This window comes from Corynebacterium sp. LaCa117, from assembly GCF_046717765.1.
Lineage (GTDB): Bacteria > Actinomycetota > Actinomycetes > Mycobacteriales > Mycobacteriaceae > Corynebacterium > Corynebacterium kefirresidentii.
In genome coordinates this window covers 696,329-712,533 of record NZ_CP177102.1, presented here as the reverse complement: position 1 = coordinate 712,533, position 16,205 = coordinate 696,329, and the positions used below count along the sequence as shown (strand labels likewise).

Here is a 16,205-nt window from a genome sequence, read left to right as displayed (position 1 = left end):
TCGCCCGCGCCCGTGCCCGCTTCATTGTGGCCGGCGCGGGCGTTGCCGTTTTTGCACCCACGCGCAAGGGATGTTGCTCCCGACTGTGGATAACTGTGGCCGAAACTTTCCCACCCGCCACTTCGCTCACTCGCTTTTCCCTGCGGCCTTGTTATCCACAGGCCCGGCCGCCACCTCCTCGCGCCGGCCGGCAGCGTGCCCTTTCCTAGGAGGCATGACACCACCACTGACCAATATCGACTCCATCCGCGCCAACCACCCCACCTTCTGGACCGACCTGAAAAACGGCACCTACCTCAAACTCGCACCGCGCATCGCGGTCCGGCGCGATCACTACCATTGCCTCGACTTCCCCTCCCAGCTGCGCCTGCGCGCCATCGCCGCCGCCCGCAGCGCCTATACCGCGGTGCTCATCTCCAAGTCCGCCGCCCGCGTCCACGGGCTGTGGGTCATCGCCACGGCCGAGGAAAAGATTGAAATGGCCCTTCCCACCAATACGCTTCCCCACAAGGACCGCCGCCATCCCGAGCGCATCTACCGCAAGGCTTTACTTCCCGAGCCCATCCTCGTGGACGGCACCCGCTGCGTTTCCAAGGCCCGCGCGGTTATCGACGTCGCCCGCTACCACGGCTTCACCGACGGCCTCATCGCCGCCGACTCGGCTTTGCGCTCCGGCCTGAGCCGAGAAGACCTCAAGGAAGAGTTCGCCCGCATGGGCCGGGTGCGCAATAGCCGCATCGTCCGCGCCGTAATCCACCACGCCTCTTCCCTTTCCCGCTCTCCTTACGAGTCTTTCGCCCGCGCCCTCCTCATTGAGGCCGATTTCCCCTGGCCCATGTTCTTCGAGGCGCCGTTCACCGCGCTGCCTGGCATCACAACCGCCCTATGCATCAACAGCGCCTACCTCATCGACATCATCCCTGCGAAGGCACTTCCCCATCAGCGTGAGCGCCACCGACGTCTGCGCGAGGCCGGCTTCACCGTCCTCTGCTACACCCCGCGGCAGCTCATCGACCACCCCACTCGTTTCCTGACCGACCTCATTTCCACCATCTCCGCCAGACAAGAGGCCGCGCGTTCTGCCTAAGTCCACGCTTCCTGCCTCCCGCCATCCTCTACCCCGCCGCCCTTCGCGCTCACCAGCGGTGCTTTCGCCGCGGAGTCGGCTGCGCCGGTGAGCGCGAAGGGCGGGTAATGGCGAATGCCTTGCAAGAGAACCCACCGAGACTTCGCCCGCAATAAGAAAAAGCCTCCGCGAGCGCATGCTCGCGGAGGCTCTACTACTTCCAGCTAATGCCTCAACAGGAAGGTCTTACTGGTTGATGCGCCATGGGACGCTGTTCTTCGGCAGCATGCCGTGGGTGTAGAGGTAGTCAATGGTGGACAGGATGCCCAGCACCGTGCCGCCGCCTACGAGCGCAGCCAGGAAGGAGAACCCTGCGACGGAAGACATGTCTGCGTCCTTGCCGTCCTTACCGTTGATGCCATCGCGGCCGTCACGTCCGTCGCGACCGTCTCGGCCATCACGTCCGTCTCGGCCATCTTCGCCGTCGCGGCCGTCCTTACCGTCTTGGCCATCTTCGCCGTCGCGACCGTCTCGGCCATCACGTCCGTCTCGGCCATCTTCGCCGTCGCGGCCGTCCTTACCGTCTTGGCCATCTTCGCCGTCGCGACCATCGCGTCCATCGCGGCCGTTCTCGCCATCCTTACCGTCACGACCGTCACGGCCATCGCGACCGTCGCGGCCATCCTGGCCATCCTTACCGTCTACGCCATCCTGGCCGTCCTTACCGTCCTGGCCGTCTTTGCCCGGAACAACCGCAGCTTCGGTAGTGGAAGGTTCGGTGGATTCCTCAGAGGTCGGCTCTTCAGCGGAAGTTTCTTCTGCGGAGGTCGGCTCTTCGGTGGCCGTTTCTTCAGCGGAGGTCTCCTCGGTGGAGGTCTCTTCTGCGGACTCAGACGGGGTGGTCTCCTCAGAGATAGCATCCTCAGAAGCCGGAGCCTCGGAAGTGGTCTCCTCAGAAGAAGGCTCCTCGGAAGGGTTCTCCTCGGCAGGCTGGTCCTTGGTCTTCTTGCCGTTGAGCATATCGGAGCACAGCTGGCCGGCTGGGGCGTTCACGGCTGCGAGATCGGAAGCTGCGGTGGAGATGTTGTTCAGGGAGTCTTCGATGCTCTTCTGCTGGTCCTTGCTCAGCTTCAGGTCGCCGGCGACGCTCGCACCTGGAACCAGGCCGGCGATGGTAACGGCTGCATTAAAGAGCTTCAAGATAACCTTGGTGCCCTTGCCAAAGGCGCCGTCGGCGAACTTAAGCAGGCCGGAGACGGTCTTCTTAGCACCATCCGGGTTGTTCATATCAACGTCGGCATCGGCGTTATCGATACGGCCGATGGCCATACCCTGGGCGCGGGAGAGATCCCAGGTAACGGTCTTGTCCTTCTCGCCTTCCTTGACCAGCTTGGCAATGCCGTCCCAGGTCTTACCGGAAATCTTATCGATGAAATCAGCCGGAACGAGGTCGCCGACAACCGGGATGATCTCCCAGACGGTCTTGAGGATCTTTTCGCCGCCATCGTAGAAGGCCTTAGCCAGCGCAAGCTTAAGGTCGAGCATGTTGCCTTCCTTGTCAGGGGCATCAGTGACCTCACAAACAAGCTTGTCCTTCTGCTCATCCTTGACCACCTTGACGTTGACGTCGCCGTTGGAGGCCTCAGTCTGTGCGAGTTCCTCGAGGGTGGTTGGCTTTGCAGACTCCTCGGAAGCCGGAGCCTCGGCGGTCTCCTCCGCGCCGTCTACTGCGTACGGGGTGATGGACTCGGCGGCGTCTTCTTCTGCGTCGAGTTCTTCCATCGCCTTATCGCCGGCGTTGTTTTCCTCGAGCAGCTTGCCGTTCTCATCGAATTCGATCCCGTTGAGGCTAACGGTATCGTCGGTGGTCTTTTCCTCGACAAAGGTGGTGTCGTCGGCGGCGACGGCGTTAGGCACAACAGTGATGGAAGAGAAGGTGGCTACGGCCACTGCGCTGGCAATGAGGCGAGAAGTTCGGCGTGCGCCCATGGTTTAACTCCCTGTAGATGTGGTTAAAGAATGTGATTGCGCGCGCCGCGTGTGGATGCTGCTAGGTCACGGCGTTCGCTTGGACGGGAATTACCCTACAGCGCGTTGAGAGTATTTTCTACTTAGATTTTAAGGTTGATCCAGCAACAATACCGCTGGATACACAACCCAACCCACTGAACAGGCATAACAGAAATTATATGGAACGGCTGTTAACCTAAAATTTCCCTAACTGCTTCCCCGAATCGGGGCGCCCTAGCGCAGAAAACTTCAACGGCCACCGAGAGAGGGAATCTCGGTGGCCGTGAACATCCCCTTGCGTGAAACAAGGAAGTCTATGGGGTTTATGCAGTTGTAGCCCGGCGGGCCGCCTCGCGCTTAGCGCGGACCTTTTCCACCACTGCGGCAACGCGGGCGCGCTCTTCTAAGAACTGCGGTGGTTTATGCCCGCGCATCGTGCGGACATAGGCCGGGTGGGTATCCAGCACCGTGTGCTTCCACGCTTGGACCGCAATGAGGGCGGACTCGCCGGTGCGCTTATACAAGTGCGGCAGCGAGACCATGTCGAGGTTGCGGGCCACGGCGTCGGTTTGCGCGAGCACGTACTCGACTACCTCGCGGAGGTAATCCGCCACGGTCTGGGTGCGAGAGCGCAGGGACTCGGCCAGCTCGTGTACCACGATGGGCTTAGAGATGGGGAATCGCTCATCCAGCAGGCGCGGGGTCAGTTGTTCCGGCTCTTCCACGTCGTTCACGCCGGAAGAAGCGGCGGAAATGGTACCCGAGCGCACGCCGGAGACAAGGGCTTGGCGCAGGCCCATCAGCTCGCCTACACAACGGCCGGAGTCAACGCGGGCATCTTCGACGATATCGCCCAGCTCAGCTAGGCAATCCATGCACAGCTCTTCGTCCCAATCCTCGATGGCTTCAATGAGGTGCTCGAGGTACTCTGCGACTTCGTCGCCGATATTGTAAATCTCTTGCGTAAGCTCGCGGTGGCGCAGCTCGGCGGCGATTTTGTGCATTGGCTTCGAGCCACTCCTTCCACGGTCCCATTTCTAACCTCTAGTAGAGGTTGAGGTTTGCTGTAACGCCTCACGACTTTATGCGAGATCCGCCGCCGCGAGCGCGCGACACTCCGAAGCCATTCACAGGTTTATGGCAGGTTCGCCCGCACTGGGGTGAGGATGGTGGGGTGAGCTGCAGAAGGGGGCGTCGGCAAGCAGGGCAAAAAGAAACACCCGAGGGAATTCCCTCGGGTGTACCCGTCGCGCGGACTAGCGCTTGTACAGGTGCTCGATGGCCGCGGCATAGCGCTGCGAAACCACGTTACGCTTGACCTTCATGGTGGGGGTCAGCTCGTTTTCTTCCTCGGTAAGGTCAGATTCGAGGATGTAGAACTTCTTAATCCCCTCCGCGTGGGAGACGGTGGCATTGACCTGGTTGATGGCATCCTGCAGCTCCGCGCGCAGGGTCGGATCGGTAGCCAGCTCGCGCATGGAGCGATTCTCCGGAATGTTGTGGTCCAGCTTCCAGCGCTTCAAAATGTCCGGATCCAGGGTCAGCAGCACGCCGACGAAGGGCTTGCCATCGCCTACCACCATGGCCTGGGAGATAAGCGGGTGCCCGCGCAAGATATCCTCCATCGGGCCGGGCGAGACATTCTTGCCGCCGGCCGTGACAATGAGGTCCTTCTTGCGGCCGGTGATAACGAGCTTGCCGTCCTCATCAATCTCGCCCAAGTCGCCGGTGTTGTACCAGCCATCTTCAAGGGCCTCGGCCGTGGCTTCCGGATTATTCCAGTAACCGTGGAAGACGATATCGCCCTTGATGCAGATTTCGCCTTCCTCGTTGATGCGGAAGGTCACGCCACCCATCGGCGGTCCAACGGTGCCGATGGACTGATCCACAAAGTCCACTGCGGCCGCGGCGGCGACCTCGGTCAGGCCGTAGCCCTCATAGACCGGGATGCCGATACCGCGGTACCAGTGCAGCAGGTCATGGCCCATGGCCGAGCCACCGGTAATGCAGTAGTTCACGTTGCCACCCACGCCATTGCGGATGGTGGAGTACACCAGCTTGTCAAAGACCTTGTGCTTGGCCTTCAGGAGGCGGTCCGGGCCCTCCGGCTTATCCAAAGCCTTGGAGTACTCGATGGCTACCTTCTCGGACTGCTCAAAGAGCAGGGTCTTGATACCGGAATCGGCCGCCTTAGCGGCGGCAGAGTTGCGCACCTTTTCAAAGACGCGCGGCACGCCCAAAATGACATTCGGGCGGGAGCGAGCGAATTCGATGGAGATGGTGGAAAAGTCGGACCAGTGATTCTGGGAGGCGCCGCGCATGGCCACCGCAATGGATACCGCGCGGGCAAAGACGTGGGCCAGCGGCAGGAAGGTCAGGGTGTGGCTGCCCGGCACGGCGAAGATGCCAATCGGGTTGGTGCACAGGCCACGGGTCTGGGCCAGCCAATTGCGGTGGGTCAGGATGCAGCCCTTGGGGCGACCGGTGGTGCCCGAGGTATAGACCAGGGAGGCCAGGTCATCGGTGGAGGTGGCCTTAATGCGGGCGTAGACCTCGTCGGCGGCCACGCCGCGGCCCTCGAACTTCAAGGTATCGATGGCGGAGGAGTTGATCTCCAGCACGCGACGCAGCTGCGATGGGGAGCCCTTGAGGTTGGGTTCGCCGTCTTCTTGCAGCACCAGGTTTTCGACCAGCTCGGAGTGTTCGCGGGTTTCCGTAATGGCGAGCACGGCGCCGGAGTCCTCGATGATCCAGCGCACCTGGGAGGCGGATGAGGACGGGTAGACCGGCACGGAGGCGGCACCCGCGGCCCAGATGGCAAAGTCCAGCAGGGACCACTCATAGCGGGTGGCAGAGATGAGGGCGACGCGGTCCCCCTGCTGCACGCCTAGGGCGATAAGTCCCTGGGCTACTTCAAAGACCTCATCGATGAATTCTTTGCCCGTGACGTTGACCCACTCGTAGTTAGCCGGGCGGGTGAACATGACGCCGTGAGGGCGCTTCTTCGCGGTGTCCATGAGGGCGGTCAGGCAGGTTTCGCCCGGCTCGATAGTAAATTGCGCCGGGGTATGCACTTCTTGCAGGGTCACGCGGTGTCCTTTCGAACAGCTAATTATTAATCTCCGCCTACTGTACCAATCTGTTTCCCAGCAGGCGCGTTGTCCCCGTGGCACAATGTGGCCTGTGACTACCCGCGACTTGCTTGAAGAACTCGCTCAGCGCCACGGCGTGGCCACCAGCTATACCTCCCAGTCTGGTTTCCCCGTCCACGTCGCTGAAGACACTATTACCTATACCCTGCGCGCTTTGGGCGTGGCCATCGATGACAATCCGGACGATGCGGCGCTAACGCAGCTGCTTTACGACGACTACCTGGACCGCTCCTCCCAGCCCCTACCCCACTGCGTTGTCGCGCCCCAGGGTCAGGAACGCGGGTTCGTGGTCCACGTGCACGCGGGCGATGCCGCCAACGTACACATTGAGCTGGAGGAAGGAGGCACCCGCGAGGTCTACCAAGACCCCAATGACGCCCCGGATGCTGACGTTGATGGCACCCTGTGGGGCGAGGCGAGCTTCCACATCCCCGGCGATCTGCCCATGGGGTACCACGAGCTGGTGTTGGAGTCCGGGGGCATCGGCAAGCATGCCTGCCCGCTGATTATCACCCCGGCGCGACTTTCCACGGCCGATGAGTTTGTGGAGCGCCCAATCAGTGGCGTGATGGCGCAGCTGTATTCGGTGCGCTCGGAATCCTCCTGGGGCATCGGCGATTTCCAGGATTTGGGGCAGTTGGCAGAAACGTTGGCCCCGCACGCGGATTTCTTGCTGGTCAACCCGCTGCATGCGGCCGAGCCGCTTCCGCCGGTGGAGGACTCGCCGTACCTGCCCACCACGCGGCGCTTTATCAACCCGCTCTACCTGCACATCGAATCCATCCCGGAGCTCAAGCTCCTGCCGGAGGACCTGCAGGATGATGTGCGCGAGCTGGCCGAGGAGTTTCGCCAGCGCAATCGCAGCGCCGAGGAGATTGACCGCGACACCATTTTTGAGGCCAAGCTGCAGGTGCTGCGCGAGCTCTTTAACTACCAGCCCTCCCCGGAGCGCGAAGAGGCCTTCGTGCGCTACGCCCGCGAGGAAGGCCGCGGCCTGCGCGATTTCGCATATTGGTGTGCGCAACAAGACGCCGCCGCACAGTCGGGCCAGCGCCATGCCGAAGGCCTGGACATGGACACGCTCACGCGCTTTTATTCCTGGCTGCAGTTCCTGTGCGATGAGCAGCTGGCCGCCGCGCAGCAGCGCGCGCTCGATGCCGGCATGCGCCTGGGCCTGGTGACTGATCTTGCCGTGGGTGTGCACCCGGGCGGCGCCGATGCCGTGAACCTCACTGAGTATTTGGCGCCGCAGTGCTCGGTGGGTGCCCCGCCGGATGACTATAACCAGCAGGGCCAGGATTGGTCGCAGCCGCCGTGGCACCCGCAGCGCCTGGCCGCCGCGGGCTATGCCCCGTGGCGCGAGATGCTCTCCACCGTGCTGCGCCATGCCGGCGGGGTGCGCGTGGACCACATCTTAGGGCTTTTCCGTCTGTATTGGATCCCGCGCATGGCCAGCCCGCTGACGGGCACCTATGTCTCCTATGATTTTGAGGCCATGGTGGGCATCTTGGCGCTAGAGGCGCAGCGCGCCGGTGCGGTGGTCATCGGTGAGGACCTCGGCACCGTCGAGCCGTGGGTACAAGACGTGCTCGCGCAGAAGGCGGTGCTGGGTACCTCCATCGTGTGGTTTGAGCGCGACGATGATGACTACTCCCCGCTGCCGCAGGACAAGTATCGCCAGCTGGCGCTGTCCTCGGTCAATACCCACGATCTGCCGCCGACCTTGGCGTACCTGCGCGGCGATCATATTTCCCTCCGCGCGCGCTTAGGCGTGCTGACCCGCTCGGTGGAGGACGAGCAGCGCGATGACATTGAGTGGCAGGCCCGCGTATTGGGCGCGGTAGCGGACCGAGGCCTCTTGCCGCAGCGCGATTACCTAGTGGATCCGGCCGAGCGCGCCTCCCGCGGCGCGGAGGAAGACATTTCTGTGGCGCTGCACCGCTATATTGCGGGCACGCCTTCAGCACTTGCCTGCACCAGCTTGGTGGACATGGTGGGCGATGTACGTGCGCAGAATCAGCCGGGCACCACGCACGAGCTTTATCCCAATTGGTGCGTGCCGCTATGCGATACCAACGGCACTGCCCTGCTTATCGAGGATCTTCCCGGATTGGAATTCTTCCAGCGCTTAGCAGCCACCAGCAGGAAGGACTAGCGCTGGGCCTAAGCCTCTGCGCGCAGTGGGCGCGTCTAGGTCCACAGGCCGATGAGGGCAACGACGATGACCAGCGCGATCATCGTCCACAGTGTGAGAGAGACGCGGGATTTGGGCAGGGCGCGCTTGCGCTTTGCCGGCTGGGCGCCGGGCTTAGTTGCCGGGGCGGAAGACTGGCCGGCGCGCTTGGCTTCGGGGTCCCAAAGGCCCTCGCGGGGGTTAGCGCGCAGCTCGGCGCGCTCCTGCCGCGCGCGCTCGTTATTTTCCTCAGCCATGATGGTCTACCTTAGTGCTGCGGCTGCGCTGCTGGGAAATCACTCCGGCGGCCCGATTGGCCACGCGGTCAACCGCCCACATCAGGCACCACGCTATGACCACCATGAGCGGCACGGCGATGGCCACCACGATGACCATTTGAATCCACACGGGCGCCTGCACCAACAATTGCGATAGCGTGCTGCCCAAGCTCGTCAACCACTCCATGGCTACTTATCCTACTTGCTCGCGGTAATCTGGCTGACATGTCGAGCGCCCAGATTCCCGTTACCGTCACCACCGCCTCCGGCCGGATCACCGGCGTGCGCCGCGATGGCCTGCACTACTTCCACTCGGTGCGCTATAGCACCATCCCCAGCCCCTACTCGCCTGCCGAGCCGCTGGATGGCGCCTTTGATCAGGATGCCCGCGAGCCGCGCCCAAATGACATTGCGCTGAGCATTACCGCGCCTGCCGACGCCGCCGAGTGCCCCGTCGTGGTCTTTATTCACGGCGGCCGCTTTGAGCACGGCTCGCACGAGGATCCACGCCTGTCGGGGGAAAAGAATGCCCGCCACGGGGTAATCCAGGTCAACGTGGGTTACCGGGTGGGCTTGGCTGGCTTCGCGCGCTTCGACGGCGACGAGGCGGACCGCTACCGCGGCATCGATGATTGCCTCTTGGCCTTGGAGTGGCTACAGGACAATATCGAGGCCTTTGGCGGCGATAAGACCAATATCACCTTGGTAGGCCAATCCGCTGGGGCAGCGATGAGCTTGTGGCTCGCACGCCGCGATCACTTCCGGGGCGGTTTCCGCCGCGTGCTGGCGCTCTCGCCGGCATTCCCGCGCGACCGTTTTGAGCATCGCATCACCGACCTGCGCCGGGCCCTAGGCGTGCCGGTCACGCGCCAGGCGCTGGAAAAGATGGATCCTGAATCACTGGCCAAGGGCTATGCCAAATTCCGCAAGAAGTACCGCTTCGACGTTGCCTTGGGCCCCGCACCACTGCGCGCCGAAGAATTGGCGGATATCCCTATCGTGGTGACGTCTACCCGCGATGAGTTCTACAACATGCCTGCGGCCCAGCGCATTGACAAGATGGCGCTGGCGGGCTTTATTACCAGCTACTTTTCACCCAAGTTTGGGATTTCGCAGGGGCGCTTCAAGCAGTGGCAGCAATTGGCGCACTACGTCGATCCGCAGCGGCCGATGGGCCGCCTCATCGGTGATGCCGCCGTGCGCCGCTGGACAGCCCAGGTAGCCGAATATGCTCCGGGACCGACCTGGATGATGGAATTTACCCGCTCTGATTCGCCCGCGGTGCACTGCGCCGAGTTGAACCCGCTCTTTGGCGGCAGCGGAGGCGAGGAGGCGAACAACGCTCCCGCCGGTGAGCTCAACGAGTGGTTGCGCCACTATGCCACCACGGGCGAGCCCGGATTCCCCCGCTACGGCGATGACCACCAGGTGCTGGAATTTGACCTGGATACGGGCGAGCGCCGCCTAGCCTATGCCACCTTGGACTACGTGGCCGCCGCCTTCTACAACGACGACGAGCTTTAATTACAGCGCAGCACGCAGCTTTTCGTCCGCTAGCTCATCAATCATCCACGGGCTAAAGACACCGGGCATGGCATCAGCGGCGGCGAAGAGCCGTGCCGGCTCGACCCATTGGAAACAATCGACCTCGTCGGGATTGGGCTCCCAGGCGGCGTCGGCAGCAAGCTCAACGGTATATACCGGGCAGATTTCATTTTCTACCGTGCCGGAGGAATCCACCGCGCGATAGGAAAAGTCCGGCAGAATAAGCCGCGGGGCGGACAGATCCGCCGGCGCAATGCCCAGCTCAAAGGAAGCGCGGCGCAGCACCGCATCCGCGGTCTCCTCGCCGGGTGCGGGGTGGCCGCAAAAGGCATTGGTCCACACGCCGGGCCAGGTGCGCTTGCTCAGGGCGCGGCGGGTGACCAGCACCTTGCCACCGCAGGTCAACCAGGCAGAAAAGGCGAAGTGCAGCGGGGTATCAGTGGTATGAACTTCGGCCTTGGGAGCGGTGCCGATGGGTTTACCCGCGGCAGAGGCCAAGACTACAAGTTCCGTCATAGATTAAGGTCTCCTACCCAGGTCACGTTGCCAATGTGCAAGCGCGCATTCCACAGGTTGCCAGGCGTCACGTCAAAGCGGTACTGCAGGTTGACCGAAGCGCCTGCACCCAGCGGGAGATCGAGTCCCGGGGGCTCCACGTCTGGGGCAGATTCCTTGTCATAGGGCAAGGAGTTGATCTTGGCCCAGCCGCCGTTGCCGTCGGCACGCTCCAGGGTGGGGTCCTCAAAGGCGTCGACAGGCAGGGGCACATCGTTTTTATTCTTGAGCAGAATGGTCACTACGGTGCCACCGGTGTTGCTATCGGTATACACACCCTGCAACTCCCAGCTCACACCAAGGCCCTTATCCTCTACCGGCTCGCCCAGATTAGAGGTGACTTCCTTATCGTCGGTGTCCTTGGCCTCGTACGGGGCCTCTTCGGAGCTGGAGACGGTGATATGGTCCCCCAGCCCGGTTTCTTCCGGCTGGAGAACGCTACATCCGGTCAGGGTCACGGCGAGTACGCTGACTACGCCCGCGCCGAGTGTGTGGGAAATTTTCACCGTGGATGGATCCTTTGCACGCGAAGATTGTTGTATTTCTGCACAAGTACCTTAGCCTAAACCACCCTGAACTTAAGTATTTACGCTCGTTAACGCCGCATGTGGCATACTGGGCAGTCGCTTAAATCTCTCCCTCCTTTTCCCTAATTCCGCGCACTAACCGCCGTTTCGAAGTGAGTGTGGTCTACTTATGAATTCCATTTTGCGCATTACCCGCAGTGCCTCTGCCCTGTGGCCCTACTATCTAGGCGTGCTGCTGACCGCCACGATAACGGCGGTCGTTGCACTGGTCTCGCCGTTTTTGACGCGCGAAGCCACCGATACCATCGTGGACGCCCTGCAGAACGACGCCCCACTGGGCGATGCGCTGCGCACGGTGCTGTTGCTGGCAGTGGCGCTTTTTCTTGCCGACGCCGCCAATGCCCTCTTCCGCAATATCGGCGGCTACATCGGCGATGTCATGGTCTCGCGCCTGCGCGAGATTTTGTCCACGCGCTACTTTGCCAAGCTGCTGGCCCTCCCACAGGGCTATTACGATAACCAGGTCACCGGCACGATCATCGCCCGGCTGGATCGCTCGATTGCCAATATCACGCAGTTCGTGCAGTCCTTTGCCAATAACTTCTTCACGATGATCATCCAGACCCTCGCGGTGCTGGCCATTACCGCGTGGTATTACTGGCCGCTGGCCATCCTGCTCGCGCTACTCTTTCCGGTCTATATGTGGCTTACCGCGCTCACCTCAAAGCGCTGGCAGAAGTTTGAGGCGGTCAAAAACGAAAATATTGACGTCGCCAACGGCCGCTTCGCGGAGGTCATCGGCCAGGTCAAGGTGGCCAAGTCCTTCGTGAGCGAAACCCGCGAACTCTCCCACTTTGCCCAGCGCTACCGCACCGTGGTCGATACCACCAAGCCACAGTCGCGCTGGTGGCACATGATGGATACCTTCCGTGGCCTAGCCATGGCGGTTATCTTCCTCGGCATTTACGGCGTTATCTTCTGGCGCACGCTCGAGGGGCATTTCTCCTTGGGCGATATGGTCATGCTGCTGCAGATGGTTTCGAGCGCAAAGCAGCCGGTCTTTATGATGAGCTGGATTGTCGATACCGCCCAGCGCGCCATCGCCGGTTCCAAGGACTACTTCAAGGTCATGGAAGAAGAGCTCGAGCCCACCGCCCCGCGCGAGCTGGTTGCGGCCACCACCGGTTCGCATACCCCGCAGCTCGACCTCACCCCGGTCAGCCCGCTGGAGCCCACACCCGGCGCGCCGGTCTTCTCCTTTGATCACGTCTCCTTCGCCTACGAGGAGGGCAAGCCCGTGGTGGAGGATATTTCCTTCGCCGCCTCTGAGGGCCACAAGGTGGCGCTCGTGGGCGAGTCCGGCGGCGGCAAGTCCACGTTGGTCAACCTCTTGCTAGGCCTTTACCATCCCTCGGCCGGACACCTGGATGTACTGGGGCACCGAGTAGACGATCTCACCGCCTCGCGCCTGCGCGCCTCAGTGGGCGTGGTCTTCCAGGAGTCCTACCTCTTTTCCGGCACCATTCGCGAGAACATCGCTTATGGCAAGCCGGGTGCCACGGAAGAGGAAATCGTGGACGTCGCCAAGCGGGCAAATGCCCGTGAGTTCATCCAAGCCTTCCCGGAGGGCTATGACACTGTCATTGGCGAACGCGGCCTCAAGCTATCCGGCGGGCAAAAGCAGCGCGTCTCTGTGGCTCGCGCCATGCTCAAGGACGCGCCCATCCTGGTACTGGATGAGGCTACTTCGGCGCTGGATACCAAGTCCGAGCGCGCCGTGCAGGCCGGCCTGGATGAGCTGATGAAGGACCGCACCACGCTCATTATTGCCCACCGCCTGTCCACCATTGCGGATGTGGATACCATCATCACCCTGGATCGCGGCCGTATTGATGAGATGGGCTCGCCGGCCGAACTGGCGCAATCCGGTGGCATTTATGCCGAGCTACTCAAGCTCACCCAATCCACCTCGGCCGCGGACCGCCGCCGGTTGAAGAAGTATGGCTTTGTCTCCGGCCCTGCCTCCGAATCCGAAGACGAGGAGGAGGACTCCCGGTGGGCCGACAAGGCAGATGAATAAAAGCGCATAAAAGCGCTGGGGTGGCCGCGGGCTTCGCGTTATGGTTATGGCCATGGAGTTTCCTAGCCTAGAAGAGTTGCAAGCCCGCGGAACCCGCAAGTGGACCGTCTTCGAGGAAGACGTCCTGCCGTTGTGGATCGCGGAGTCCGATTTCCCCACCGCACCCGCCGTAAAGAAGGCGCTGGAAGACTTGGTGGATAAGGAAACCTTTGGCTATACCCCAGCGCCCAAGGCCTCGGGGCTGCGCGAGGCTGTGGCTGATTTTTATGACACGCGCTACGGCTGGCGCCCCAACTCCGACCATATTTTCTGGATCGGCGATGTGGTGCGCGGCCTGTTGCTCGGTGTGCAGTACTTCACCCGCAAGGACTCCCCTGTGATCGTGCCGGTTCCCTCCTACCCACCGCTTTTGGAGCTACCACGCACTGCGGGCCGCGAGAAGATCGAGACCAGCTTGGAGCTCGACGATATTGAGCGCGCCTTCCAAGCGGGCGCGGGCTCTATTTTGCTGGCCAATCCCTATAATCCGCTCGGCTGCGTCTTGGACGAGGACTACCTCACCGGCCTGGTAGAACTGGCGGAAAAGTATGACGCGCGCATCTTGGCCGATGAAATCCATGCCCCGCTGGTCTATGAGGGCCGGCATATCCCGGTAGCCTCGCTCGGCGCGGCGGCCGCGGAGCGCACCATCACGGTCACCGCTACGTCCAAGGCCTTTAATACCGCCGGGCTCAAGTGCGCCCAGATGATTTTCTCCAACGCGGCCGATGTTCAAACCTGGAACTGCCTTTCTGGCGTGGCCAAGGATGGCACGGGCACCTTGGGCGTGTTGGCCGCGGAGACCGCCTACCGCGAGTGCGGCGACTTCCTCGATGAGGAGGTGGCCTACCTGCGCGAGACCCGAGATTGGTTAGTGGAGGAGCTGCCCAAGCGCATCCCCGGCCTCAAGACCAGCAAACCGGATGCCACCTACCTGCTGTGGTTGGACTTTGCCGATACCGCCATCGGTGGCAATCCGCAGCCGGCCAAGTGGCTGCGCGAGAATGCCAAGGTGGCGCTCAATGAGGGCGATACCTTCGGCACTGGCGGGCCGGGCCATGCGCGGTTGAACTTTTCTACCTCGCGCGAAATCTTGGAGGAAGCGCTCGACCGAATGGAACGCGCCTTCGCAGACCTCGATTAGGCCCGCCCAGCTGGAGCCACCATGTATTCTGCGTCACCCCCACGCTTTGATTTCTCACCATGTGGGCGGTAATGTCTCATTACACGAACAGGCGTGACCCGCCACCTCGGACCGCGAAGAGGCACCCCGCCTCCGCCACCACCCTCGGCGGAATGGGAAAGCTTCCTCGCATTCTAGCTGTACATGGAAAATTAAGGAGCCACAATGGCTACCCCAGTTGCGTCAAGCACCTCTAAGCCCGGCGCCACCATCGTAATTGCGTCGCTGATGCTGTTTTCGATGTTCTTCGGCGCCGGCAACCTCATCTTCCCGCCCATGGTGGGCGTTTCGGCCGGCACCAACTTTTGGCCCGCCGTCCTCGGCTTTCTTGCCGCCGGCGTGCTCCTTCCGGTCCTAGCTATTGTTGCCGTTGCCATTTCTGGCCGCTCCGTGCGCGACCTGAGCTCTAACGGCGGCGCCCTCTTCGGCCTGGTCTTTTCCGTGATGGCCTACCTGGCCATCGGTGCTTTCTACGCCCTGCCGCGTACCGGCGCCGTTTCTATGGAAACCGCCATCACCCCGCTTCTGGGCTGGGAAGGAACGATGGCCAATGGCATCTTCAATATCATCTTCTTCCTTATCGCTTTAGTGCTGGCCTGGAGCCCAAACACCATCATCGATACCTTGGGCAAGTTCCTTACCCCAGCCCTAGTAGCGCTGCTGATCGTCCTTATCACTTTGGCCGCTTTTAGCAACGGTCGCGATCCCCAGGCCCCTACTGAGGATTACTCTTCTTCCCCCATGGTCACCGGCCTGTTCGAGGGCTATAACACCATGGACGCGATTGCCGGCTTGGCCTTTTCCATCGTGATTGTCGGCTCTTTGCGCTCCAAGGGCTTTAAGACCAAGAAGTCCCTGGTTAACGGCACTATCACCGCCGCACTTGTGGCCGGCGGCCTATTGGCCGCCATCTACCTCGGTCTGGCTTGGGTAGGCCAAACCATTCCTAATGGCCAGTCCTATGAGTCGGGAGCGCCCCTGCTTGCCGACGCCGCCAATCTCACCATGGGCACCATCGGCCAGGCCGTCTTCTCTGCCATCGTCATTCTGGCCTGCATGACCACCGCGGTGGGCCTTATCACCTCCACGTCGGCCTTCTTCGAGATGCTCATGCCCAAGGTCAAGTACCACGTGTGGGCGTGCCTGTTTACCGCGCTATCCATCCTCTTTGCCTTCCAGGGCCTGGATACGGTGCTGTCCATCGCGGTTCCGTTCATCACCTTCTTGTACCCACCGGCCATCTCCCTTATCGCCCTCACCCTGATCCAGCCGATGGTGAAGAAGTCCGTCGTCTTTTACTGGACCTACCGCCTGGCGCTGTGGGTATCGGTGCTGTGGTCGGCTCTGTCCGTCATCGCCGCACAGGGCTGGGGCGCCGATGCACTCGATCCCATCTTGAGCCTGGCGCCCGGCCAGTCCGTGGACTTGGGCTGGATTGTTCCTACCGCTATCGCGGCAGTTATCGGCCTCGCTGTCGATATCGCCACCAAGGCCGGCGAGAAGCACGCCGCCGCCAACCGACAAGCGGAAGAACCGGCCGAGGCTGAGGCCCTCGCCGGGGCTTAGTACCCTTCTCCTGCTTCACTCCCCTCCCTCT

Annotated in this window: 13 protein-coding genes; 6 read left to right on the top strand and 7 right to left on the bottom strand. The window is 62.0% G+C overall.

Features of this window, described 5'->3' with window-relative positions; all coding sequences use genetic code 11:
• The first annotated feature begins 214 nt into the window (after positions 1-214).
• A complete protein-coding gene (locus ACLI1L_RS03590; RefSeq protein WP_200435346.1) occupies positions 215-1,087 on the top strand; it encodes a hypothetical protein in 873 nt (290 codons plus the stop codon).
• Between the two features lie 225 nt (positions 1,088-1,312).
• Here the strand turns inward: ACLI1L_RS03590 and ACLI1L_RS03585 are convergent, their stop codons facing one another.
• The 3 genes from ACLI1L_RS03585 to ACLI1L_RS03575 form a co-directional block, all read right to left on the bottom strand.
• Positions 1,313-3,055, bottom strand: coding sequence for a hypothetical protein (locus ACLI1L_RS03585; protein WP_411708061.1), 1,743 nt, complete (start codon positions 3,053-3,055; stop codon positions 1,313-1,315).
• Between the two features lie 344 nt (positions 3,056-3,399).
• Positions 3,400-4,080: a hypothetical protein gene (locus ACLI1L_RS03580; protein WP_411708060.1), complete on the bottom strand. Its 681-nt coding sequence runs from the start codon at positions 4,078-4,080 to the stop codon at positions 3,400-3,402.
• A 252-nt stretch (positions 4,081-4,332) separates the two neighbouring features.
• Complete coding sequence (locus ACLI1L_RS03575) at positions 4,333-6,165, bottom strand: AMP-dependent synthetase/ligase (protein ID WP_005324181.1); 1,833 nt, start codon at positions 6,163-6,165, stop codon at positions 4,333-4,335.
• A gap of 94 nt (positions 6,166-6,259) precedes the next feature.
• On the opposite strand from ACLI1L_RS03575, the gene malQ reads away from it, so the two are divergent.
• Positions 6,260-8,383: a 4-alpha-glucanotransferase gene (malQ, locus tag ACLI1L_RS03570; RefSeq protein WP_411708059.1), complete on the top strand. Its 2,124-nt coding sequence runs from the start codon at positions 6,260-6,262 to the stop codon at positions 8,381-8,383.
• Positions 8,384-8,418: 35 nt separating this feature from the next.
• Here the strand turns inward: malQ and ACLI1L_RS03565 are convergent, their stop codons facing one another.
• Positions 8,419-8,658, bottom strand: coding sequence for a hypothetical protein (locus tag ACLI1L_RS03565; protein WP_005324177.1), 240 nt, complete (start codon positions 8,656-8,658; stop codon positions 8,419-8,421).
• Positions 8,651-8,866, bottom strand: a complete 216-nt coding sequence (locus ACLI1L_RS03560; protein ID WP_005324176.1) for a hypothetical protein — start codon at positions 8,864-8,866, stop codon at positions 8,651-8,653. Before ACLI1L_RS03560 ends, ACLI1L_RS03565 begins: the two co-directional genes overlap by 8 nt.
• Before the next feature lie 38 nt (positions 8,867-8,904).
• Between ACLI1L_RS03560 and ACLI1L_RS03555 the strand changes: the two genes are divergently transcribed.
• Entirely contained in the window at positions 8,905-10,203 is a 1,299-nt protein-coding gene (locus ACLI1L_RS03555; protein WP_005326423.1) for an alpha/beta fold hydrolase, read from the top strand.
• On the opposite strand, the gene idi is transcribed toward ACLI1L_RS03555, so the two are convergent.
• Both idi and ACLI1L_RS03545 read right to left on the bottom strand, forming a co-directional pair.
• The gene (gene idi / locus ACLI1L_RS03550) at positions 10,204-10,740 is read right to left on the bottom strand and encodes an isopentenyl-diphosphate Delta-isomerase (protein ID WP_005326422.1); all 537 of its coding nucleotides are present in this window, start codon (positions 10,738-10,740) and stop codon (positions 10,204-10,206) included.
• Positions 10,737-11,285 carry a hypothetical protein gene (locus ACLI1L_RS03545; RefSeq protein WP_005326421.1) on the bottom strand — a complete coding sequence of 183 codons (549 nt, stop codon included), beginning with the start codon at positions 11,283-11,285 and terminating at the stop codon, positions 10,737-10,739. Before ACLI1L_RS03545 ends, idi begins: the two co-directional genes overlap by 4 nt.
• A 190-nt stretch (positions 11,286-11,475) precedes the next feature.
• On the opposite strand from ACLI1L_RS03545, the gene ACLI1L_RS03540 reads away from it, so the two are divergent.
• From ACLI1L_RS03540 to brnQ, 3 genes are all read left to right on the top strand, one after another.
• The gene (locus ACLI1L_RS03540) at positions 11,476-13,386 is read left to right on the top strand and encodes an ABC transporter ATP-binding protein (protein WP_411708058.1); all 1,911 of its coding nucleotides are present in this window, start codon (positions 11,476-11,478) and stop codon (positions 13,384-13,386) included.
• A 52-nt stretch (positions 13,387-13,438) separates the two neighbouring features.
• Positions 13,439-14,569, top strand: coding sequence for a MalY/PatB family protein (locus ACLI1L_RS03535; RefSeq protein WP_411708057.1), 1,131 nt, complete (start codon positions 13,439-13,441; stop codon positions 14,567-14,569).
• Between the two features lie 204 nt (positions 14,570-14,773).
• Positions 14,774-16,174 carry a branched-chain amino acid transport system II carrier protein gene (brnQ, locus tag ACLI1L_RS03530; protein WP_411708056.1) on the top strand — a complete coding sequence of 467 codons (1,401 nt, stop codon included), beginning with the start codon at positions 14,774-14,776 and terminating at the stop codon, positions 16,172-16,174.
• The last annotated feature ends 31 nt before the right edge of the window (positions 16,175-16,205 follow it).